The following is a 20,239-nucleotide window of genomic DNA, read 5'->3' as shown; positions in this document are numbered from 1 at the left end:
TACGGAGAGGCGGCGGGAAAATCATGTGGTGTCGTACCGACCACCGTGGCACGTCGTGTCTTGCGAAAATCGCAAACTCGCTGCGAGATTCGTACTCTACCGCCGGCCTTATTACGATGAGCGTATTCCGTCCGCGTAATGAGCGAGGACCGGACGATTCTCCTTATCGGCAGCGGACCGATCCAGATCGGACAGGCGGCCGAGTTCGACTACTCCGGCGCGCAGGCGTGTCGCGCCCTCCAGGAGGAGGGCGCCCGCGTCGTCCTGGTGAACTCGAACCCGGCGACGATCATGACCGACCCGGAGACGGCCGACCGGGTGTACATCGAGCCGATCACGCCCGAGGCGATAGCGGAGGTCATCCGCATCGAGGAGCCCGACGGCGTGATCGCGGGGCTCGGCGGACAGACCGGGCTCAACGTCACCGCCGAGCTCGCCGAGGAGGGCATCTTGGAGGAGCACGACGTCGAGGTGATGGGGACGCCCCTCGACACCATCTACGCCACCGAGGACCGCGACCTCTTCCGCCAGCGCATGGAGGGGCTCGGCCAGCCGGTGCCGAAGTCGACGACCATCTCTCTGGACGACGACGAGTCGGTCACCGACTTCGACGAGGCGGCGTTCCGCGAGCGCGTCCAGGAGGCGGTCGACGCGGTGGGCGGCCTGCCCGTCATCGCGCGGACGACGTACACCCTCGGCGGCTCGGGCTCGGGCGTCGTCGACGAGTTCGAGGAGCTGGTCGAGCGGGTCCGCAAGGGGCTCCGCCTCTCGCGCAACAGCGAGGTGCTGATCACGGAGTCCATCGCGGGCTGGGTCGAGCTGGAGTACGAGGTGATGCGGGACGCCGACGACTCCTGTATCATCATCTGTAACATGGAGAACATCGACCCGATGGGGATCCACACCGGCGAGTCGACGGTCGTCACGCCGTCGCAGGTGATCCCCGACGACGGCCATCAGGAGATGCGGGACGCGGCGCTCGAAGTGATCCGCGACCTGGGCATTCAGGGCGGCTGTAACATCCAGTTCGCGTGGCACGACGACGGCACCCCCGGCGGGGAGTACCGCGTCGTCGAGGTGAACCCCCGCGTCTCGCGCTCCTCGGCGCTCGCCTCGAAGGCGACCGGGTATCCGATCGCCCGCGTCACGGCGAAGGTTGCGCTCGGCAAGCGGCTCCACGAGATCGACAACGAGATCACCGGCGAAACGACGGCGGCCTTCGAGCCCGCCATCGACTACGTGGTGACGAAGGTGCCGCGCTGGCCCATCGACAAGTTCGACGACGTGGACTTCGAGCTCGGCACGGCGATGAAGTCCACCGGCGAGGCGATGTCGATCGGCCGGACGTTCGAGGAGAGCATGGTGAAGGCGCTTCGCTCCTCGGAGTACGACCCCGCCGTCGACTTCGACGAGGTCGACGACGCGGAGCTCGAATCCGAGTATCTCGAACGCCCGACCCCCGACCGCCCGTACGCGATGTTCGAGGCGTTCGACCGCGGCTACGCCGTCGACGACGTGATCGACCTCACCGGCATCCACCGCTGGTACGTCGAGCGCTTCGAGAAGATCGCCGACGGCACCGCCGCGGCCGCCGAGGGCGACTTCACCGAGGCGGCGATGGTCGGCCGCACCGACGCCGAGATCGCGGCGACCGCGACCGCCGGCGGCGTCGACGCCGACGTGGGGCAGGTTGAGAGCGAGGTTCCGGACCGCACTTATAAACAGGTCGACACCTGCGCGGGCGAGTTCGAGGCCTCGACGCCGTACTACTACTCCGCGCGCCTCCCGGAGTTCCTCCGGGGCGCCGACACCGCCGGCGCGGCGAACGAGGTCCGCGTCGACCCCGACGTCGAGAGCGTCGTGGTCGTCGGCGGCGGCCCGATTCGCATCGGGCAGGGCGTCGAGTTCGACTACTGCGCGGTCCACGCGGTGCGCGCGCTCCGCGAGCTCGGCATCGACGCGCACGTGATCAACAACAACCCCGAGACGGTGTCGACGGACTACGACACCTCAGACGGACTCTTCTTCGAGCCCATCTCCGCCGAGGAGGTCGCCGACGTGATCGAGACCACCGGCGCCGACGGCGTGATGGTCCAGTTCGGCGGGCAGACATCCGTCAACGTGGGCGAACCGCTCCAGGCGGAGATCGAGCGCCGCGGGCTGGACTGCGAGATTCTGGGCACGAGCGTCGAGGCGATGGACCTCGCCGAGGACCGCGACCGGTTCAACGTCCTGATGGACGAGATGGGAATCGCGCAGCCCGAGGGCGGCACCGCGACGAGCGAGGCCGAGGCGCTGGAGCTGGCCCACGAGATCGGCTACCCCGTCCTCGTGCGTCCCTCCTACGTGCTGGGCGGCCGCGCGATGCGGGTCGTCGAGGACGACGCGGAGCTCGAGGAGTACATCGAGGAGGCGGTCCGCGTCTCGCCCGACAAGCCCATCCTCGTCGACCAGTTCCTCGACGACGCGGTCGAGCTGGACGTCGACGCCGTCGCGGACGGCGAGGACGTGCTGCTCGGCGGCGTGATGGAGCACGTCGAGAGCGCGGGCGTCCACTCGGGCGACTCCGCGTGCATGATCCCGCCGCGCTCGCTCGGCGACGAGACGCTCGGCCGGGTCCGCGAGGTCACCGAGGACATCGCCCGCGCGCTCGACACGGTCGGCCTGCTCAACGTCCAGCTCGCGGTGACTGGCGTCGAGAGCGAGGCGGAGAGCGAAGTGTACGTGTTGGAGGCGAACCCGCGCTCCTCGCGGACGGTCCCGTTCGTCTCGAAGGCGACGGGCGTCCCCATCGCCAAGCTGGCGGCGAAGGTGATGACGGACGACCTGACGCTCGCCGACCTCGACGCCGACGAGCAGATCCCCGAACACCGCTCCGTGAAGGAGGTCGTCCTGCCGTTCGACCGCCTGCCGGGCTCGGACCCGCGGCTCGGCCCGGAGATGAAGTCCACCGGCGAGGTGATGGGCACCGCGACCTCCTTCGGCAAGGCGTACGACAAGGCGCAGGACTCCACCGGGAAGCCGATCCCGGAGTCCGGCACCGCCGTCGTCGACCTCTCGGCCGAGGAGTTCCCGGACCCGGGCACCGAGGCGGGCGAGGCGCTCGTCGACGGGTACGCCGAGCACTTCGAGCTGAGCGAGGCGACGGACCTCATCGAGGCGGCGAGGCGCGGCGAGCTCGACCTCATCGTCTCGCGCCAGCGCGACCTGCTGGAGGTCGCCGTCGAGGAGGAGATCACCTACTTCTCGACGCACGCCTCCGCGAAGGCGGCGCTCGAAGCCCTCGACCACGCGGGCGACGACCTCGACGTGATGGCGGTGTCCGACCGCCCGAAGCGCGTCGAGCAGTGGGGCGCAGAGTAGTCCGCTCGCGTCGCGAAGACGGTCGGACCGAGCCGTCTGTTTAAATACCCCCGTCGCCGGTCGCCAACTTGTTTATAAAGCTTCGAGCGTCGACCGCTCCACCTCGGTCGCGGGCATCGCCTCGCCGCCGTACTCCGCGACGAACTCGTCGACGTCTCCGTCGTCGCTGAACGGGATCAGGTCCGGCCCCATCGCGCCGATCACCTCGCTGCGCGCGACGACCGTGAGGGCCGACTCTCGGGCGAACGCCTCGCTCTCGACGTGCGAGGAGAACATCGTGTCGCCGCCCTGCTCGAAGACCTCCTGTTCGACCGCCGAGTAGTCGGTGAGGAACGTCGCCAGCGGCGTCCGTCCCTCGGCCTCGGCGTCGAACCGGTAGGTGTACGTACAGGTCGCGCTACAGAACTGCGCCGGGCGACCGCCCTCCGGCTCGTCGTCCTCGAAGTGGACCTGCCCGACCGTCCCGGGGTGGTCGGCGACGATCATCCCGCACTGGTCGCAGGCCTGATCGTCGGCGATGGTGACGGGGGCGATCGAGTTCGACCCGCCGCCGGCGCAGCCGGCGACGGAACCGATCCCGGCGGCGGCGATTCCGGCGAGCAGGCGTCGCCGCGGGACGCTCTCCGTGCGAGGGCGCGCGGGCATCGAAGGGTCGTCTCTCTTCATAGTCGGATTTGGATTACTGGCCTCTTAGCCCCTCTGGACGCGTTCAAAGGCGCGTTCGAGGAACGAACCAAACGCCCTAAGTCGCCGCCGATCGAAGCGTTCGCGTGGCAGTTTTCGACCCCGCTACCGCCCGGTCGCGTCGCCTCCGCCTCGCGGTCGTCGCGCTCGTCGCGCTCGCCGCGGTCGCGACCGCCGGCGCGTTCGCCGCGGACCCGAGCGAGTCGGTCCCCGATCCGGTGCGGTTCGACGACGCGGTCCAGCTGGGGCTCTCCTCGGAGACGGACGCGCTGATGGCCGGGGACGCGACCCTCCCGCGGGTCCAGGTGTTCTACTCGCAGCTCCAGTACGTCGTCGGCTACAACGGGGTCGTCTCGTTCGTCGACTCGCGGCGGGACGGCCGGACGGAGCGGCAGTTCGGCTACCCGCTCGTCGCGTACGTCGAGACGTTCGACCACAGGGACCCGGGCACGACCGAGTCCGGGCTGTTCTCAGCGACCGGCGCGGGCGGGTGGACGCCGGTCGGTGACGCCCGGTACGTCGTCGGGAGCGACGCCCAGGGCCCCTCCGGCGAGGTCGTCGTTCCCTTCCGGGACCGCGAGGCGGCGGCGGCGTTCGCGGCCGACCACGGCGGGTCGGTCGTCGGCTGGGAGGCGGTCCGGACCCGGTCGTTCGACGTCGACTCCGCGGCGACCGTGCGGTCGCTCGCGCCGGAGCGCTGGCGGACGGCGACCGAGCGGCTCGCGGCGGCGGAGCGGCGCGCGGACCGACCGGTCTCCGTCGTCGTCGGCGAGGACGCCCCCACCATCGACGCCGCGGTCGCGGCCGCGCCGCCGAACACGACGGTCCGCGTGCCGCCCGGGACCTACGAGGAGACCGTGACGGTGAATCGGTCCGTGACGATCGCCGGCGCGGGCGCCGGCGGCGAGCGGGGCGACGCCGGCGCGACCCGCGTCGTCGGCAACGGGACCGGGTCGGTGATCACCGTCCGCGCGCCCGACGTGGCGCTCACGGGGATGCGAATCGCGGGCACGGGGAACCGCACCCGCGACCCGGACGCAGCCCGCGAGTCCCGCGACCCGGAGGGCGGAACGTGGGACACGAACATCCAGCTCGGCTACGGCCACGGTGACGCCGGGGTCAAGGCGGTCGGCGCGCCGGGGCTCGTCGTCGACGACGTCGCCGTCGACACGGACGCGAGCGGCCTCCTGCTCCGGGAGGGCTCGCACGCGACCGCGACCGGGCTCCTCGTCGACGGGACCGACGAGTGGCAGGACGGATTCATGGGCGTCACCGGGATGGAGTCGCGCGTCACCGTCACCGACAGCCGGTTCGAGGGCGGTCGGGACGGGATCTACCTCCACCGCGCGGACGGCTCCGTCGTCCGCAACTCGACGTTCGTCGACAACCGGTACGGGACGCATCTCATGTACACCGGCGACGCGCTGGTCGCGGACAACGCCTTCCGGAACGAGCTGTTCGCCGGCGTCACCGTGATGACGCGGCCGGCCGGGAACGCGATCGTCGGCAACGACGTCCGCAACTCCAGCGCTGGAATCCAGGCGTCGGGCACGCGGACCTATATCGGCTACAACACGCTGGTCGGGAACGAGCTCGGCTTCTCCACGAGCGCCCGCGGGTCGCTGTACGAACACAACGTCGTCGTCGACAACGAACTCGGGGCGCGCGCGACGACCGTCGTGCCGTCGAGCCGGGTCGTCGCGAACGACTTCGTCGGGAACGACGACCACGCCGACGCCGGGGCCGGCGCCCTGCGCGTGTGGGCCGACGGGGACCGCGGGAACTACTGGGAGGGCGCGAACGTCGGCCCGCGCGCGGCCGGCGACCGGGCGTACCGACCGACCTCGCCCGTCGACGGCGCGCTCCACCGGCATCCGAGCGCGGTCGCGGTCCGCGAGTCGCCCGCGGCGCGGCTGCTCGACCGGCTCCGCGGGACCGTCCCCGGCGCGCGCTCCGGGAGCATCATGGACCCCGTCCCCGCGGCAGAGCCGTACCACCCCGACCGGATCGACGCGGTTACGGGGGCGAACGCCGACGACGGGCCGGTTCGGGGCGACTGGCGGTCCGCGCACGGGGGCGCCGGAAACGCGAGCGTGACGCCTTCGGTACGACCGACGGCGACCGCGGAGGGGGCGGAATGAGCGAGCGCGCGCTCGCCGCGGTCGACGGCGTCACGCGGGCCTACGGCGGCGTCCCGGTCCTCGAAGGCGTCTCGCTGTCGGTCGAGGCGGGCGTCACCGCCGTGGTCGGCCCCAACGGCTCTGGCAAGTCCACGCTCCTCGGGGTGCTCGCGGGCGCGGTCGAGCCCACCGACGGGGCCGTCCGGTACCCCGAGGGCGGCCCGCGCTCCGGCTCCGAGAAGCGCGTCGGCTACCTCCCGCAGCGGGTCCCGTTCCGCGACGGGTTCACCGCGCGCGAGACGCTCGGGTTCTACGCGGCGCTCGTCGACGGGGACCCGGACGCGGCGCTGGCGGCGGTCGGGCTCGCCGACGCCGCCGACAAGCGCGTCGAGGCGCTCTCCGGCGGGATGCGGCGGCTGCTCGGGATCGCGCAGGCGACGCTCGGCGACCCGGCCGTCGTCGTCCTCGACGAGCCGACCAGCGGGCTCGATCCGGAGATGCGCGAGCGGGCCTTCCGCGCCGCGGCCCGCGCGAGCGACGACGCAGCGGTCGTCGTCAGCTCGCACGACCTCGACCTCGTCGACGCGCACGCGGACGCCGTCGTGGTCCTCCGCCGCGGACGGATCGCCGCGGCGGGGCCCCGCGAACGGCTCCTCGACGAGCACGAGGTCGACGATGTGGACGGACTGTACCGCGCCGTCGCCGGCGACGCCGACGCCATCGCACGGGGAGACAACGGCGGCGAGGCGGTCCACGTCGCGGGGGTGTCCGACCGATGAGCACCCCGTTCGACGGCGTCTGGCTCGTGTTCCGTCGCGAGCTGGTCACGGTGCGGCGGACTCCCGGCTACGCCGTCCTCGCGCTCGGGCTGCTCGTCGTCCTCGGCGGGCTCGTCGCGGTCGGCGGCGGCGGCGCGACCGGGTTCGTGCCCGCGGTCGTCGACCTGCTCTTACCGACCGAGGTGTTGGTCCCGCTGCTCGCGGTCGTGCTGGGGTACCGCGCGCTGTTCGCCGACGCCGCGAGCGGCGAACTCGCCGTGATCCGGACCTATCCCGTGAGCGCGGCCGCGTACGTCCTCGGCGTGCTGCTGGCGCGGACGGTCGCGCTCGTCGTGCTCGTCGGCGGACCGTTCGCGCTCGTCGGCGCGTACGTCTGGCTCACCGCCGCCCCGGACACGGGAATCTTCGCGACGCACGCCGGCGTCGACTCGCCGGTTCTCTTCGTCCGCTTCGTCGCGCTCGTCGTCCCGTTCGGCGCGGCGTACCTCTCGCTGTCGGCGGCGGTGTCCACGATCGCGACGAGCCGGCGGAGCGCGGTCGCGCTCGGCGTGCTCGCGCTGCTCGCCGGGGTCCTCGGCGGCGACCTCGCGGTGCTCCGGTCGCTGTCGGCCGGGGCGCCGGCGGGGGGCGTCGCGGAATCCATCGCGTTCACCCCCAACGGGGCGTTCAGGGGGCTCGTCTTCGAACACGTGATCGGGGTCGCCTTCGCGCCGGAGGGCGGCTTCGTGGACACCGGTCTCGCGGCCGCCTCGCTCGTCGGCTGGAGCGTCCTCGGGGTCGTCGCGGCGGTCGCGGCGGTCGCCTTCGGTCCGCGCGTCGACGTCGCAGTCGAGCGCCTCCGCGGGAGGCTCGACCGATAGGCGCGTCGCGGCGACGGTGGCGGTCGCTCGGTCCGAGGCGACGCCCGACTCAGTCCGAGGCGGCGTCGTCGCCGACGGCCCCGGGCGCGTGGGCGTACACGGCGTAGAGGACGAGCGCGGCGATCAGGAAGTCCAGACTGTGCGCGACGAGGTGGTGGACCGGCATCGGCACGACGCCGAGGACCGTGCCGGCGCCCACGACCGACCGGGCGAGGAGCGCGCCGACCGCGAGGGCGATCAGCCGGTACTGCGCCCGCCGCCGCCGACGGTACGCGGCGAGGCTGACGGCGAAGAGGAGAGTCGTTCCGAGCCCGGCGGCGATCACGACCGCCAAGATGGGGAGCGACCCCTCTACGGACCACCCGGCGAGCGCCGGTACCGACCCCGAGAGCGACTGCGCCACGGCGGTCCTTGGGACGCGACCGATAAGAAGCCGTTCCCCCGCGACGTTCCCAGACGGGGAGACCGCGCGGGCGCCTTTTATCCCGCGCGAGGGTAGGACGGACAGCCACGAATGTCGGACACCAGATCCCGGATCCGACGCCACGTCCGCGAGACTCCCGGCGTCCACTTCAACCGGATCGGCCGCGACCTCGACATCGCGACCGGGCAGGCGCAGTACCACCTCCGGCGACTCGTCCGCGACGGCGAGCTGGCGGTCGAGCGGATCGGCGGGCGCGCCCACTACTTCGATCCGGACGTCGACGCGCGGGACCGCCGGACCCTCGCGTTCCTCAGGCGCGAGACGGCGCGCGAGATCGTCGTCCGCCTCCACGCGGACGGCCCGACTCGCCCGGCGGCGCTCGCGGACGACCTCGGCCTCGCGAAGAGCACGGTGTCGTGGCACGTCTCGACGCTCGCCGACCACGGGATCGTCGAGAAGTCGCCCGACAGACCGATGACCGTCTCGCTGGCCCGTCCGGAGCGGACGGCCGCGCTCCTCGACGAGGTGTCGCCGTCGCTGCCCGACCGGCTCGTCGACCGCTTCGTCCGCACGGTCGACTCGCTCTTCGACGCCGAGGAGTGACGGCGTCGACGCCGTTCAGGGGGCGGACCGTCTCGGCTCCTTCACGGGCTGGCCCCGCCCCGGGTCGGTCTCGTCCGTTCGCCGATCGCACCAGATCGATTAGCGGCCTCCGGGCCGTTTCGCCGATATGTACGCTGTCAGCGCTGCGGCGCTCCGTCCGTTCCTCGCCGCCGCCGACCCGGCGACCTGCGAGCCGAGCGGCTCCCTCTACGCGACCGACTCGCTGGGCCTCGGCGTCTTCCTCCTTGTCGGGCTGCTCGGCGGCGCCCACTGTCTCGGCATGTGCGGGCCGCTCGTCACCACCTACGCCGACCGGATGCGGTCCGGGGAGGCCGCCGGCGGGCGCGGGCGGGGCGACGACCTCACCGTGCGGCAGGTCCGCCAGCACGCGCTGTTCAACCTCGGCCGGGCGACGAGCTACGCGGTCCTCGGGGGCCTCTTCGGGCTCGCCGGGAGCGTCGCGTTCGTCACGGGACGGACGATGACGACCGTCGCCGACGACGTCCACGCGCTCACCGGAATCGCCGTCGGCGGGATGATCGTCGCCGTCGGCGTTCGTTACGCGCTCCGACTCGAGTTCGAGTCCGTCCCGATCCCGGGGTTCGACCGGGTCGCGGCCGCGGTGAGCGAGCGGATCGTCGCCCGCGTCGACGCGTGGGTCGGCGACTGGCGCATCCTCGGGCTAGGTGCGGCCCACGGATTCCTCCCGTGTCCGCTCTTGTATCCCGCGTTCCTGTACGCGTTCGTTCAGGGGAGCGCGCTCGGGGGCGCCGTTTCGCTCGGCGTCCTCGGCCTCGGGACGGTGCCGGCGATGCTACTGTTCGGGACGGCCTTCCAGTCGATGCGCCTCGAAACGCGGCTCCGGTTCCACCGCGTCCTCGGGGTCGCGTTCGTCGCGCTCGGGTACGTCCCCCTCCAGCACGGGCTCGCGACGCTCGGCGTCCCGCTGCCGCATCCGCCGATCCCGTACTACGCGCCGCTTTGAGGGGCGAGCCGCCGGGCCGGGTCGCCGCTCGCTCGGCCTCGCGGGCCGCGTCGCGTCCGTTCGCCGATCGCACCAGACGCGTTATGCGCCGCTCGCTCCATCGGTCGAGCATGAAGCGCCGAACGATGCTCGCCGGCGTCGGAACGGCCGCCGCCGGCTCGGTCGCGGGCTGTACCTCTCGGCTGTTCGGCGGGAGTCCGGACGGCGTCACGCTCGATCCGCAGGAGGACCAGATCGCGGACAGCGAGGACCTCGCGTACCCCGCGTACGGGCAATCGCTCCCGTCGTTCGAACTCCCGGCCCCCCTCGCGGACGAGACGTTCGACAGCGATGAACTCGACCGGACCGCCCTCGTGACCGGCGTGTTCACCTTCTGTCCCGCGGAGTGTTCGATCCTGCTGCGGCAGTGGGTGACGGTCCAGCGCCGCGTCGCCGACGCGGGACTGACAGACGACGTGTACTTCATCCCGATAACGTTCGATCCGGAGCGCGACGACGCGGCCGCGCTGCGCGACAACGCCGAGTCGATCGGCGCCGACCTCGACGCCGGCAACTGGCTCTACCTCCGTCCAGAGACGCCCGAGCGCGCGAAGGCCGTGGTCGAGGACAAACTGGGGATCGGGTTCGAGCGGACGACCGACAGCGACCGGCTCCCCGGATACGACTTCACCCACATCGTCGTGACCATGCTCGTCAACCCTGACGGGGTCGTCGAGCGCGCGTACCGCGGCGAGCGGCTCGACCCGGAGCGGGTCGCGAGCGACATCGAGCGAGTCGCGGCCGCCTTCGACGACGAGTGACTGGGCGCGGCGTCGGCCGCGCGACGGCGCGGGGTCGGCGGGAGGGGAACGCACAAGCCGTCCGCCACCCTCCCGAGCGGTATGAACGTCGACGTGCTGCTGTACGACGGGTTCGACGAGCTCGACGGTATCGGCCCGTACGAGGTGTTCGACTACGCGTTCGGCTACGCGGCCGAGCGGGACGACGGCCAGGGAGAGTCGACGAGGGCGGGGCGCGTCCGGTACGTCACGCTCGACGAACGCGATCGGGTGACCGCGAGCCACGGGACTCGCGTGGGCGTGGACGGGACCCTTCCCGATCCGAACGCTGACGACGCGCCCGACCTGCTGGTCGTCCCCGGCGGCGGCTGGAGCGCGCGCGACGAGGACGCGAGCGCGTGGGCCGAGGCGCGGAAGGGGGACGTGCCGCGCGCGCTCGCGGCGCACCACGAGGCCGGCACGCGGATCGCCTCGGTGTGCACCGGGTCGATGCTGCTCGCGGAGGCGGGGATCACCGACGGCCGCCGGGCGGTCACGCACGCCTCGGCGATCGAGGAGCTCCGTGAGTCGGGCGCCGAGGTCGTCGACGCGCGCGTCGTCGACGACGGCGACCTCCTCTCCGCGGGCGGGGTCACCTCCGGGATCGACCTCGCGTTGTATCTCGTCGAGCGCGAGTTCGGCGAGGGGGTCGCCGGCCGGGTGGCGACCGTCATCGAGTACGAGCGGCGGTACGAGGTCGCGGAGTGATCCGAGCGGGACGCGCTCAGTCGTCGCCGTCGTTCGGGAGGGGAACGTCGCCCTCGTCGCCGCCGTCCGCCTCCTCGCCCGTGGTCTCGCCGTCGGCGCCGACGGTGATCACGGTGCAGTCGAGCTCGCCCCGGAGGAACGAGTCGATGTCCGGGTCGGAGAGCAGCTTCTGGACCATCCGCCGCCACCGGCCGGCCTGCTTCGAGCCGATGACGACGACGTCGGCCCCCTCGGCGACGATCTCTTCTAAGATCGTCTCCTCGACGAGGAAGCCGCGGCGGACGACGTAGCGCGCGCGGTCGACCCGGCCGATCCGCTCTTCGACCGCGCGCTTGAGGTCGCTGCGCGAGACGCCTCCCGAGCGCTGATATAAGTCGACGTGGAGGATCGTGAGGTCGGCGCCGCGCTCCTCGGCGATGCGAGCCGCCTCTCGGAGCGTCGCCGCCGAGTGCGACGAGGGAGGAAATCGGACCGGAACCACGACGAGCGTCATGTCAGACCGGTGGGACCCCCGACGTAAATACGCTGTCGGTGTGGCGGGCCATCGCGATCCCCGTGCGGTGACGACGGCCGGCGAAGACGCTCGGGACCGGAGGACTCGTCTCTCTGGAACGCCACGGGTTCGGAACGACGATGAACGACGACGAACGGTACGAGACGCTCTGTCGGGTGTTCAACGAGGTGCTCGCGGACGGGGAGGACGGGCCCATCGAGATCGAACTCTCCGCGGACGAGCGGGAGGTACTGGCGTCCGCGCTCGCTTACCACAGGGAGATCACCGCTCCGTACTCCGGCGACGCGGTGGGGCGGACCGAGTACCGGTGCCCGGGCTGCGGGAGCGAAGCCGAGTTCCGAGCCCGAGACGAACAGGTCGAGGTGGAGGCGGAACACCCCGACATCGGCGTCGAGGTGCGCAGGTACCACGGAATCGCGCAGTGCCGAGCGTGTCACGTACTGACTGAACTCACGCGGTTCGAAGCGATCCGAGCCGACGGGTTCGACGAGGACGCGTGGGAGGAGCTGTACGAAGCCACCTACCGCCACAGAGAGCGCGCAAAACGGGTGTAGTCGGAGGCGGTCCGCCGTCGCCGTCAGCCGTCGGCGAGGTCGAGGTGGGGATAGGAACGAGGTGTCGACGGGAGAGAGAGCGCGGGAACGAGGCGTCGACGGGAGCGAGAGAGCGCGGGAGCGAGGCGTCGACGGGAGCGAGGCGCCGACGAGGGTGACGCTCCTACGACCGGTCTCCGGTCCCCTCGGCGGAGACGGGTTCGCCCGCGCCCGTCGGCGGTTCGAGGCGGACGGTGTGTCGCGTGTGTCGAGCGTGGGTCCGCGCCCAGCGCCGCGCGGGTCGCTCCGCGAGGAACCGCTCGCCGTCGGGACAGCGGTCGCACCGAGCGATCCACGGGGTCACCCCGTCAGGGTAGTGGCCGGTGTGACGCTCGTGGTCGAGCGCGAACTGCTCGATCGCGTGGCTCCCCGGGCCGAGGTCGTCGACCTCGCTGTCGAGTACCCACTGGCGGTCGCACCGCTCGCACGAGACGGTCGGCACCTCTCGGTCGTCGTCGGAGAACGCGTCGTCGGAAAACGGGTCGTCGGTCACGGGGTCGCTTCGGGCCGCGCGCACTTGAACGGCGACCTCCGGGAGTCCGGACCCCGCCTCAAAGCGCCGGCGGCTCGTCGCGGCCGATGACTATCTCCTGGCCCTCGACGTCCTCTAAGGCGGCGACGCGGCCGCCGATCTCGACGCGGCCGCTCTCGGTCTCGACGACGAGCGAGGCCACCTCCTCCGTGTCGACGAACGCGACGTCGACCACCTTCCCGCGGACCGTCACCTCCTCGCCGGTCTCGATGTCGCGCCCCTCGACGGTCGCGTAGAACTCCTCGCCGTCGAACTCGCGGACGTCCTTCACGGCGCGGCGGATGGAGGCGTAGCGGCGCGGGAAGGGCCGCTCCTCGCCGTCGGCGGCGAGCGTCTCGGCGGTCGTCCACAGGACCGTCCCGAAGAAGCCGGAGACGAGGAAGCCGAGCGCGGAGCGGTTGAAGATGACGCCGTAGCGCTCGCGGTCGTCGCGCAGTGCGTCCTGCGTGGCGTAGACGGAGTACTCGCCGTCGCCGACCGCGAGGACCGGCGTGGTGATCCCCCGGCGGGCGCGCGCGATGGTCGCGACCTCCAGGTAGTCGAACTCCGCCGGGTCGGGCGCGTTCGACGCGGGCGTGACGAGCAGTTCGACGCTGACCCCCTCGGCCACCTTCGCGGCGAGCTCGTCGCGGAAGCGCCGGAGGAGGCCGGGGGTGAGCGACAGCGCGAGCTCGTACTCCGCGTTCTCGATCACCTCTTCGAGGTACCGGAGGATCGTCGAGCGCGACTTCACGAGCGACACCGCCTCGGTCTCGCGGGTCGGCGCGGTGTAGCGCGCCTCCAGCTCGTCGACCATCTCCGCGAACGACGAGCGCAGGTCGCCGAACGCGTCGTCGGGGTCGACCGCGACGATCTTCATCGGGCGCGACTCGCGGAGCTCGACGAGCCCGCGGTCGGAGAGGCTCCGGACGGTGTCGTACACCCGCGGCTGCGGGATGTCGGTCCGGTCGGCGATGTCGCTCGCCGTCAGTTCTCCGTGTTCCAGCACCGCGAGGTACGCGTCGATCTCGTACTCGCCGAGGTTGAACCGGTCCCCGACGCGGTCGAGGGTGTCCCGGAGATCGTCTGTCATGGTCGGACGAACGAGGGCGGGGATTATAGCTTTTTACTATGAGTCGAGTTGTACGCGTTTTCGGAGCGTGGTCCTCGCTCGGCGGCCGCCGACCGGCTACATGTACATCCGGTCGTAGCTCCCCTCGGGCTCCCGCTCTTCGATCCGCTCGGCGAGCTCCTCGTAGCGGCGCCGGATCTCCTCGGCGAACGCCTCCAGCGGGGCCGCGTCGACGCCGAGCTCGTAGATCGCGTTCGCCGTGTCGACGAGCCGCACCGCGGCGTCGACGTCGGGCGCCTGCGCGTGGACCGGCGTGACGAACACCCCGACGCCGAGCGGCGAGTCGAGGCCGCGTTCGAGCAGGCCGGCGTTGGCCCCGTCGAGGAATCCGGACTCCATCGCGGGCACGTCGACTCCGTCTCCGAGGCGGGCGGCGCGGTAGTCCTCGGTGGCGACGTGGAAGGTGCGGTGGGCGTCGGGACCGTGCGCCACGGGAACGCCCGCCAACACCGCGATCTCTCCGATCCCGTTCGCCTCCGACCAGTCGAGGAGGGCGTCCGCGAGCAGTTCGCCGAGGAACGGCGGGACGAACTGCTCGGCGACCAGGACCGTGATCTCGCGGTCCGCGTCGGTGTACAGCCGGATCGGGTGCCGCGGCGTCCCCCTCGTGAACGGCGTGATCGACGGGGCGCCGTCGATCCGGACGTGGCCGGTCTCCTCGAAGTCGAGGTCGTCGACGAGGTAGTCGACGGCGGTCAGGCCGGCGAGCCCGAACGAGGAGAAGCCGGCTATCAGGGTTTCGCCCGGCTCGGTGTCGTGTTCGACGCTGAACCTCGGTGTCGTCGGGTCCGCGGGCGGTCGAGACATACTTCCCCTTCGCTCAGCCGGGCCATAGTGGTTGCCCCGAGGCTCGCGTTCGGGGGGCCGTCGATCGCTGTGCCCGCACTTTCGCCCCCCGATCGCCACGGGGAGAAACGCTTTTTCGGATGGCCGACCGCGGATTCCCATGGTCTTCCCGGAGGGGACGCCGATCGCGGGGGTCGTCTCGCGGCTCGCGGGCCTCGGCTCTCGGCTCGCGGATCTACCGGGAGCGAGCGTGCTGACGGTCCTCGCGTCGGTCGCGGTCGGCGTCGTCGTCGCCAACTTCCTCGTCCGACTGATCGGCCGACCGGTCGCGCGCCGCGTGTCGCGACAGAGCGTCGCGCAGACGATCGTTCGCGGCGTCCGGGTGGGGACGATCGGCGCCGCGCTGCTCGTCGGGCTCGGCGCGGCCGGATTCCAGTTCTCGGACCTCCTCCTCGGGACGGCGGTGTTCTCGGCCGTCATCGGTATCGTCCTCGCCCCGCTGGTGGGGAACTTCATCAACGGCGTGTTCGTTCTCGCCGACCAGCCGTTCGAGATCGGCGACATGATCGAGTTGGAGGACGGGACGACGGGGTTCGTCGAGGACATCACGATCCGGTACACGAAGATATTCACCCTCGATAACACCTTCCTCGTGGTGCCGAACGGAACGATGCGCGAGCGCGACGTCACGAACCTCTCGGCGGAGGACGAGCGCACCCGGCGGTCGATCGACGTCCTCGTCACCTACGAGAGCGACGTCCCGGAGGCGCGCCGCCGCATCGAGCGCGCGGCGCGCGACTGCGACGCCGTCATCGACGGCGGGCCCGACATCCGCATCGGCGTGGCGCGGTACATGGCGGGCCCCGACTGCCGGCTCCACGAGTTCGGCGACAACGGGATCCTCCTGCGGCTCCGCTACTGGGTGAAGAAGCCGTACAAGCTGGCGAAGGTCCAGTCAGACGTGAACACGAAGATCCGCCAGCGGCTCGGGGACCCGGACGCGAACGTCACGATGGCGTACCCGCACCGGCACCTCGTCTTCGACGACACCTCCGGCGTCGCCCGCGTCGAGGCCGAATCCGGAACGCCGGGGGGCGTCGATCCCGACGCGCCCGCTGCCGCCACCCCGGACCTCAGCGACGACGCCGAGAGCGACCGCGACGACTTGAGCGGCGGCGGGGCGGGACAGTGACCGGATCGGAAGCCTGATAGAGCGCCCCCGGCGTTTGTACGGCAGTGAGCGACGAGCCCGCTGCCGATCCGGACGGCCCCTCCGACGACGGTTCGCCCGACGGCCCATCCGGCAACCCGCCGGACGGCCCCGTCGCCGGTCCGTCCGGTGGCCCCGGCGACGACGACGGCCCGCTCGACGACGAGTCGATCACCGAGGGGAGCCTCCTCCGACCGCTGTTCCGCCTCGCGTGGCCGATCGTCGTCATCCAGCTGCTGCAGGTGACGTACAACATCGTCGACACCCTCTACCTCGGCCGGCTCTCGGCGGAGGCCGTCGGCGCGATCAGCCTCGCGTTCCCCCTCATCTTCCTGCTGATCGCGGTCGCCGGCGGGTTCACGACCGCGGGCGCGATCCTCGTCGCGCAGTACACCGGCGCGGACGGCGAGGGGTCCGCCGGGCTCGTGGCGGGACAGACCATCTTCACCGTCTCGGTGCTGTCCGTGTTCATCGGGATCGGCGGCTACTTCTACACCCGTCCGGCGCTCGAGATCCTGCCGAGCGACGCGGACACCGCGGCGACCGTGATCCCCCTCGCGGCCGACTACATGGAGGTCATCTTCGCCGGGATCCCCCTGATGTTCGGCTTCTTCGTCTTCTCGGCGCTGATGCGCGGCTACGGCGACACGCGGACGCCGATGGCGGTCATGTTCATTTCCGTCCTCCTGAACGTCCTGCTCGACCCGTTCTTCATCTTCGGGTTCGAGGGGAACCCCCTGTTCGGGTGGCTCGCCGCGGTGCCCGGCGTCGCCGCGCTCGACCCGGTCGCGCTGGAGGCGACCCTGCTCTCGGCGACGGGGATCACCGGGATCGGCATTCAGGGCGCCGCGCTCGCGACGATCCTCTCGCGCGGCGTCGCGACCGCTATCGGGCTCTGGATCCTGTTCGGGACCGGCTACGGTCCCGACGTGACCTTCGGCCACCTCGTCCCGGACCTCGATTTTATCCGGGACATCTTCCGGCTCGGGCTCCCCTCCAGCGTCGAGCAGACGACGAGCGCGCTCGCGATGATCACCCTCACCGCGATGATCGTCACCTTCTCGCCGCCCGTCGTCGCGGCGTACGGCCTCGGCAACCGCCTCATCTCGCTCGTCTTCCTCCCCGCGATGGGGCTCGGCCGCGCTATCGACACGATGGTCGGGCAGAACCTCGGCGCCGACCGCGCCGACCGCGCCGCCAAGGCGGTGAAGTTCGCCGCCACGACCGGCGCGGGCGTGATGTTCCTCGTCGCGGTCGTCGCCGTCGCGTTCACCGAGCCGATCGTGGGGGCGTTCCTCGGCGACGTGCCGGACGCGCCCGCGACGATCTCGTACGCGGTCGAGTACGTCCGTATCCGGTCGGTCGAGTTCGCCTTCATCGGCGTCTCGCAGGTGATCTTAGGCGCGTTCCGCGGCGCCGGCAACACGAAGACCGCGATGGTCATCTCCATCCTCACCCTCTGGGTGGGGCGGGTCGCGAGCGTGGCGTACCTCGTGTTCGTCGCCGGCTGGGGCGAGACCGGCGTCTGGGTCGGCATGGCGCTCGGGAACGTCCTCGGCGCGGTCGTCGGCGTCGCGTGGTTCTCGCGCGGCACGTGGACCGAGCGCTACATCGACGACCCCGACCCCGGCGTCGACCCCGTGGGCGACGACTGACGCCCCGGATCCGTTGCGATCCGTCGCAAATGAGATATTCCGGCCCAATCGCGCTCAATACAGCGGTAGCGGCGAGCGATAGCGGGAGAAAGTATCGCAGATCGGTAGCAACAATTCGATATTTAAATAGTCGCCAGCGGCGCCGACGGTCATTTATAAACAGCCGGCGGTGGCGTCGCCGGCGGCTGCGCCGCCGGCTGCCAGAGGCGCGTCGCGCCTCGCTACGCCTGCGAGCGGCCGGAGCGAAGCGGAGGCCGCGAGCCAGCCCGCGAGGGACGCCGCGAGCGACCGGAGGGAGCGAGCGGCGAGGTTGGGGAGGCGTGAGGTGCGGTCGCTGTGCGGGGCGGGACTCAAAGGGGCAGTCGCGAGGGCGAAGCACGCCGCAGCAAGCACCGCAGCGAGGGAGCGACAGCGACCGAGCGAGGAGCACAGCAAGGCGCGCGAGCCGTCGCGGCTGGGGCTTTGGAGGCCGTCAGCGCAACGCGGCCGACCGTTTATAAACAGCCGACAGTAACACCGCTGATCTACTTATAAACGGCCACACTCACCACCTACTACACCTACTCCCGAAACTGTTCAAGAAGCACTCTTCAGCTACCAACCGCTTCAGGCGAATATATCTCTGAAGAAGGGACTTCAACGGAGCCGACGCTCGGTATAACCGGCCGCCTGTGTGCTCAGTGCTTGAACAGATAGACCGCGTCGTCGTCGCGGAGCAGGCAGAACCGGGCGCCATCGTTCTCGGGGAACGTCGTCCTCGCCTGTCGGGTGACGAACAGCCGCGAGAAGACGTCGTCGCAGACGGGACACGGCATCTCCTCGCGGTTCTCCCAGAGGCTCGTCGCGCCCGAATCGCGGAGCTGCTTCAGTTCGTGGCGGTGGTCGTGGACGTCGAACTCGGCCATATCCGGGGGTTCGGTGGAAGGGTGTTGAACGTGTCCACGCGAGTCTCAGTTCGGAGAACGGGCGGGGCGGAACCGCCGCCGTCAGCTAGCGCGGGCGGCGTCGGTCAGTTCCCGAGCCGCATCGGCTGCGCCTCGCCGTAGGTGAGCGTCCGCCACACCCACTCGACGGGACCGAACCGGAAGTACCGGAGCCAGAGCACCGAGAGGACGACCTGGACCGCCCAGATCGCGACGACGATCCCCATCGCCTCGATCCGGCTGACGTAGCCGAACAGCCCGAGGCCGTGCCCGTAGAAGATCGTCGTCGCGATCACCGTCTGGAGCAGGTAGTTCGTGAACGCGGTCCGGCCGACCGCGGCGAGCGCGCGCGTCACGACGCCCTCGCCGCGCCACCGGACGAACAGGGTGACCAGTCCGACGTACCCGCCGGCGACGAGGAGGCTCCCGACGTAGTTGAACTGCCGCCAGTACAGCGCGGCGCCCGCGCTCCAGTCGTTCGCCTCGATGTAGGCCACGCCCGCGACAACGATCCCGACGCCGACGGCGCCGCCCGCGACGAGCCGACGGTAGAACGCCGTCGACCGCTCCCCGGTCAGCACGCCGCGCTTGTACAGCGCCATACCGAGCAGCATGACGCCGCCGACGCGCCAGAAGCTCGATCCGATGAAGCCGGACGTCTGCCGCTGGAACGAGGAGTCGACGCGGTGGCTCATCTGGTCGAGCCAGCCGCCGCGGTAGGCGGCCAGCTCCTGTCGGATCGCGGCCTCCGAGGGCAGCCACTGCCCGGCGAGCGCCTCGCCGCCGATCGAGACCGCCGCGAACAGCTCGATCGCGGGGATGAAGAGCAGGAAGACTCCGGCCAGCCCGGCGAGCCGGCGCGCGTCGAGGTCGCGGACGAACAGCAGGAAGATCCCGGTGAACCCGTACGCGACGAGGATGTCGCCGTACCACAGCAGGTAGGCGTGGAGGAGTCCGACCGCGATCAGCACCGCGGTCCGGCGGAGGTGGAGCCGGACGGCATCTTGGCCCTTCTCTTCTTTGCTCTCGATGAACATGAGGACGCCCGCGCCGAACAGCGCCGAGAAGATCGTGATGAACTTCGACTGCGCGAACACGTGGCCGAGGAACCACGTCCAGTAGTTGAGCCCCGCGAAGTCGCCGTACACGTTGGGGTTGAGCAGGGTCTGCTCCGGCATCGAGAAGACGCGGATGTTGATGACGAGGATGCCGAGCAGCGCAAACCCACGGAGCGCGTCGAGGCTTGTGATCCGTTCGGAGGGCGGCGTGGGGCCGGGATCGCGGGTCACGAGTTGTCCGCGAGGACGGCCCCCAGCACCGAATAGGTTCCCATCGCGGACGATACGTGAGCGCTTTCGCCGGGAGGGATTCGGTAACTGAGGCCGTCGTGCCCTCAGGCGCTCGGCTGTACGCAGTTGCCTATAAATCGCTGATCGGCACGAACACCACCGAAGCCCCAGTCGCGAGGACGCCGCACGCTCGGGGCGGTCCTCAGTCACTCGCTTCGCTCGTTCCTTGCGGTCCTACCGTCGCCTGCGGCGTCCTCGCGACTGCCCCTTCGAGTCCCACCC

19 protein-coding genes are annotated in these 20,239 nt (G+C 71.1%); 11 read left to right on the top strand and 8 right to left on the bottom strand.

Annotated elements, in window-relative coordinates; all coding sequences use genetic code 11:
- Positions 1-138: 138 nt before the first annotated feature.
- Entirely contained in the window at positions 139-3,363 is a 3,225-nt protein-coding gene (gene carB, locus B378_RS0115345) for a carbamoyl-phosphate synthase large subunit (RefSeq protein WP_017344650.1), read from the top strand.
- Positions 3,364-3,435: 72 nt separating this feature from the next.
- Here carB and B378_RS0115340 read toward each other — a convergent pair whose 3' ends face one another.
- Positions 3,436-4,029: a nitrous oxide reductase accessory protein NosL gene (locus tag B378_RS0115340; protein ID WP_044965934.1), complete on the bottom strand. Its 594-nt coding sequence runs from the start codon at positions 4,027-4,029 to the stop codon at positions 3,436-3,438.
- Between the two features lie 104 nt (positions 4,030-4,133).
- On the opposite strand from B378_RS0115340, the gene B378_RS0115335 reads away from it, so the two are divergent.
- The 3 genes from B378_RS0115335 to B378_RS0115325 are packed head-to-tail and all read left to right on the top strand — an operon-like array spanning position 4,134 to position 7,806.
- Positions 4,134-6,188: a NosD domain-containing protein gene (locus B378_RS0115335; protein ID WP_017344648.1), complete on the top strand. Its 2,055-nt coding sequence runs from the start codon at positions 4,134-4,136 to the stop codon at positions 6,186-6,188.
- On the top strand, positions 6,185-6,946 hold the full coding sequence (locus B378_RS0115330; RefSeq protein WP_017344647.1) for an ABC transporter ATP-binding protein: 762 nt from the start codon (positions 6,185-6,187) through the stop codon (positions 6,944-6,946). The genes B378_RS0115335 and B378_RS0115330 overlap by 4 nt, the downstream gene beginning before the upstream one ends.
- The gene (locus tag B378_RS0115325) at positions 6,943-7,806 is read left to right on the top strand and encodes a hypothetical protein (RefSeq protein ID WP_017344646.1); all 864 of its coding nucleotides are present in this window, start codon (positions 6,943-6,945) and stop codon (positions 7,804-7,806) included. The genes B378_RS0115330 and B378_RS0115325 overlap by 4 nt, the downstream gene beginning before the upstream one ends.
- Positions 7,807-7,855: 49 nt before the next feature.
- Here the strand turns inward: B378_RS0115325 and B378_RS0115320 are convergent, their stop codons facing one another.
- Complete coding sequence (locus tag B378_RS0115320; protein ID WP_017344645.1) at positions 7,856-8,209, bottom strand: hypothetical protein; 354 nt, start codon at positions 8,207-8,209, stop codon at positions 7,856-7,858.
- A 111-nt stretch (positions 8,210-8,320) separates the two neighbouring features.
- On the opposite strand from B378_RS0115320, the gene B378_RS0115315 reads away from it, so the two are divergent.
- From B378_RS0115315 to B378_RS0115300, 4 genes are all read left to right on the top strand, one after another.
- Positions 8,321-8,833 (top strand): helix-turn-helix domain-containing protein, encoded by a 513-nt coding sequence (locus B378_RS0115315; RefSeq protein WP_017344644.1) that lies wholly within the window; start codon positions 8,321-8,323, stop codon positions 8,831-8,833.
- A 127-nt stretch (positions 8,834-8,960) separates the two neighbouring features.
- Positions 8,961-9,818: a sulfite exporter TauE/SafE family protein gene (locus tag B378_RS0115310; protein ID WP_017344643.1), complete on the top strand. Its 858-nt coding sequence runs from the start codon at positions 8,961-8,963 to the stop codon at positions 9,816-9,818.
- A gap of 110 nt (positions 9,819-9,928) precedes the next feature.
- Positions 9,929-10,618 carry an SCO family protein gene (locus B378_RS0115305; protein WP_017344642.1) on the top strand — a complete coding sequence of 230 codons (690 nt, stop codon included), beginning with the start codon at positions 9,929-9,931 and terminating at the stop codon, positions 10,616-10,618.
- Between the two features lie 81 nt (positions 10,619-10,699).
- Positions 10,700-11,344: a DJ-1/PfpI family protein gene (locus B378_RS0115300; RefSeq protein ID WP_017344641.1), complete on the top strand. Its 645-nt coding sequence runs from the start codon at positions 10,700-10,702 to the stop codon at positions 11,342-11,344.
- Between the two features lie 16 nt (positions 11,345-11,360).
- Here the strand turns inward: B378_RS0115300 and B378_RS0115295 are convergent, their stop codons facing one another.
- Positions 11,361-11,837 (bottom strand): universal stress protein, encoded by a 477-nt coding sequence (locus B378_RS0115295; RefSeq protein ID WP_017344640.1) that lies wholly within the window; start codon positions 11,835-11,837, stop codon positions 11,361-11,363.
- Positions 11,838-11,977: 140 nt separating this feature from the next.
- On the opposite strand from B378_RS0115295, the gene B378_RS0115290 reads away from it, so the two are divergent.
- Positions 11,978-12,412, top strand: coding sequence for a hypothetical protein (locus B378_RS0115290; RefSeq protein WP_017344639.1), 435 nt, complete (start codon positions 11,978-11,980; stop codon positions 12,410-12,412).
- Positions 12,413-12,575: 163 nt separating this feature from the next.
- Here B378_RS0115290 and B378_RS0115285 read toward each other — a convergent pair whose 3' ends face one another.
- From B378_RS0115285 to B378_RS0115275, 3 genes are all read right to left on the bottom strand, one after another.
- Positions 12,576-12,944, bottom strand: coding sequence for a hypothetical protein (locus B378_RS0115285; protein ID WP_017344638.1), 369 nt, complete (start codon positions 12,942-12,944; stop codon positions 12,576-12,578).
- A gap of 58 nt (positions 12,945-13,002) precedes the next feature.
- Positions 13,003-14,055 (bottom strand): HTH-type sugar sensing transcriptional regulator TrmB, encoded by a 1,053-nt coding sequence (gene trmB / locus B378_RS0115280; RefSeq protein WP_017344637.1) that lies wholly within the window; start codon positions 14,053-14,055, stop codon positions 13,003-13,005.
- Positions 14,056-14,151: 96 nt separating this feature from the next.
- A complete protein-coding gene (locus B378_RS0115275; protein WP_017344636.1) occupies positions 14,152-14,901 on the bottom strand; it encodes a proteasome assembly chaperone family protein in 750 nt (249 codons plus the stop codon).
- A 139-nt stretch (positions 14,902-15,040) separates the two neighbouring features.
- Between B378_RS0115275 and B378_RS0115270 the strand changes: the two genes are divergently transcribed.
- Positions 15,041-16,072, top strand: a complete 1,032-nt coding sequence (locus B378_RS0115270; RefSeq protein ID WP_017344635.1) for a mechanosensitive ion channel family protein — start codon at positions 15,041-15,043, stop codon at positions 16,070-16,072.
- A gap of 44 nt (positions 16,073-16,116) precedes the next feature.
- The gene (locus B378_RS0115265; protein ID WP_017344634.1) at positions 16,117-17,745 is read left to right on the top strand and encodes an MATE family efflux transporter; all 1,629 of its coding nucleotides are present in this window, start codon (positions 16,117-16,119) and stop codon (positions 17,743-17,745) included.
- A 677-nt stretch (positions 17,746-18,422) separates the two neighbouring features.
- Here the strand turns inward: B378_RS0115265 and B378_RS0115260 are convergent.
- The gene (locus B378_RS0115260; protein WP_017344633.1) at positions 18,423-18,650 is read right to left on the bottom strand and encodes a hypothetical protein; all 228 of its coding nucleotides are present in this window, start codon (positions 18,648-18,650) and stop codon (positions 18,423-18,425) included.
- 104 nt (positions 18,651-18,754) lie between these two features.
- Positions 18,755-19,957 carry a DUF418 domain-containing protein gene (locus B378_RS0115255; RefSeq protein WP_017344632.1) on the bottom strand — a complete coding sequence of 401 codons (1,203 nt, stop codon included), beginning with the start codon at positions 19,955-19,957 and terminating at the stop codon, positions 18,755-18,757.
- Positions 19,958-20,239: the final 282 nt, after the last annotated feature.

Origin of the sequence: Halorubrum sp. T3, assembly GCF_000296615.1 — an archaeon.
GTDB classification, from domain to species: Archaea; Halobacteriota; Halobacteria; order Halobacteriales; family Haloferacaceae; genus Halorubrum; species Halorubrum ruber.
This window is presented reverse-complemented; position numbering and strand designations above follow the sequence as displayed.

What these genes read in the sequence shown, in the direction of transcription:
- carB (WP_017344650.1), top strand. Translation starts at nt 139, where the DNA reads ATGAGCGAGGACCGGACGATTCTCCTTATCGGCAGCGGACCGATCCAG.
- B378_RS0115340 (WP_044965934.1), bottom strand. Translation starts at nt 4,029, where the DNA reads ATGAAGAGAGACGACCCTTCGATGCCCGCGCGCCCTCGCACGGAGAGC.
- B378_RS0115330 (WP_017344647.1), top strand. Translation starts at nt 6,185, where the DNA reads ATGAGCGAGCGCGCGCTCGCCGCGGTCGACGGCGTCACGCGGGCCTAC.
- B378_RS0115325 (WP_017344646.1), top strand. Translation starts at nt 6,943, where the DNA reads ATGAGCACCCCGTTCGACGGCGTCTGGCTCGTGTTCCGTCGCGAGCTG.
- B378_RS0115315 (WP_017344644.1), top strand. Translation starts at nt 8,321, where the DNA reads ATGTCGGACACCAGATCCCGGATCCGACGCCACGTCCGCGAGACTCCC.
- B378_RS0115310 (WP_017344643.1), top strand. Translation starts at nt 8,961, where the DNA reads ATGTACGCTGTCAGCGCTGCGGCGCTCCGTCCGTTCCTCGCCGCCGCC.
- B378_RS0115305 (WP_017344642.1), top strand. Translation starts at nt 9,929, where the DNA reads ATGAAGCGCCGAACGATGCTCGCCGGCGTCGGAACGGCCGCCGCCGGC.
- B378_RS0115300 (WP_017344641.1), top strand. Translation starts at nt 10,700, where the DNA reads ATGAACGTCGACGTGCTGCTGTACGACGGGTTCGACGAGCTCGACGGT.
- B378_RS0115295 (WP_017344640.1), bottom strand. Translation starts at nt 11,837, where the DNA reads ATGACGCTCGTCGTGGTTCCGGTCCGATTTCCTCCCTCGTCGCACTCG.
- B378_RS0115290 (WP_017344639.1), top strand. Translation starts at nt 11,978, where the DNA reads ATGAACGACGACGAACGGTACGAGACGCTCTGTCGGGTGTTCAACGAG.
- trmB (WP_017344637.1), bottom strand. Translation starts at nt 14,055, where the DNA reads ATGACAGACGATCTCCGGGACACCCTCGACCGCGTCGGGGACCGGTTC.
- B378_RS0115275 (WP_017344636.1), bottom strand. Translation starts at nt 14,901, where the DNA reads ATGTCTCGACCGCCCGCGGACCCGACGACACCGAGGTTCAGCGTCGAA.
- B378_RS0115270 (WP_017344635.1), top strand. Translation starts at nt 15,041, where the DNA reads ATGGTCTTCCCGGAGGGGACGCCGATCGCGGGGGTCGTCTCGCGGCTC.
- B378_RS0115260 (WP_017344633.1), bottom strand. Translation starts at nt 18,650, where the DNA reads ATGGCCGAGTTCGACGTCCACGACCACCGCCACGAACTGAAGCAGCTC.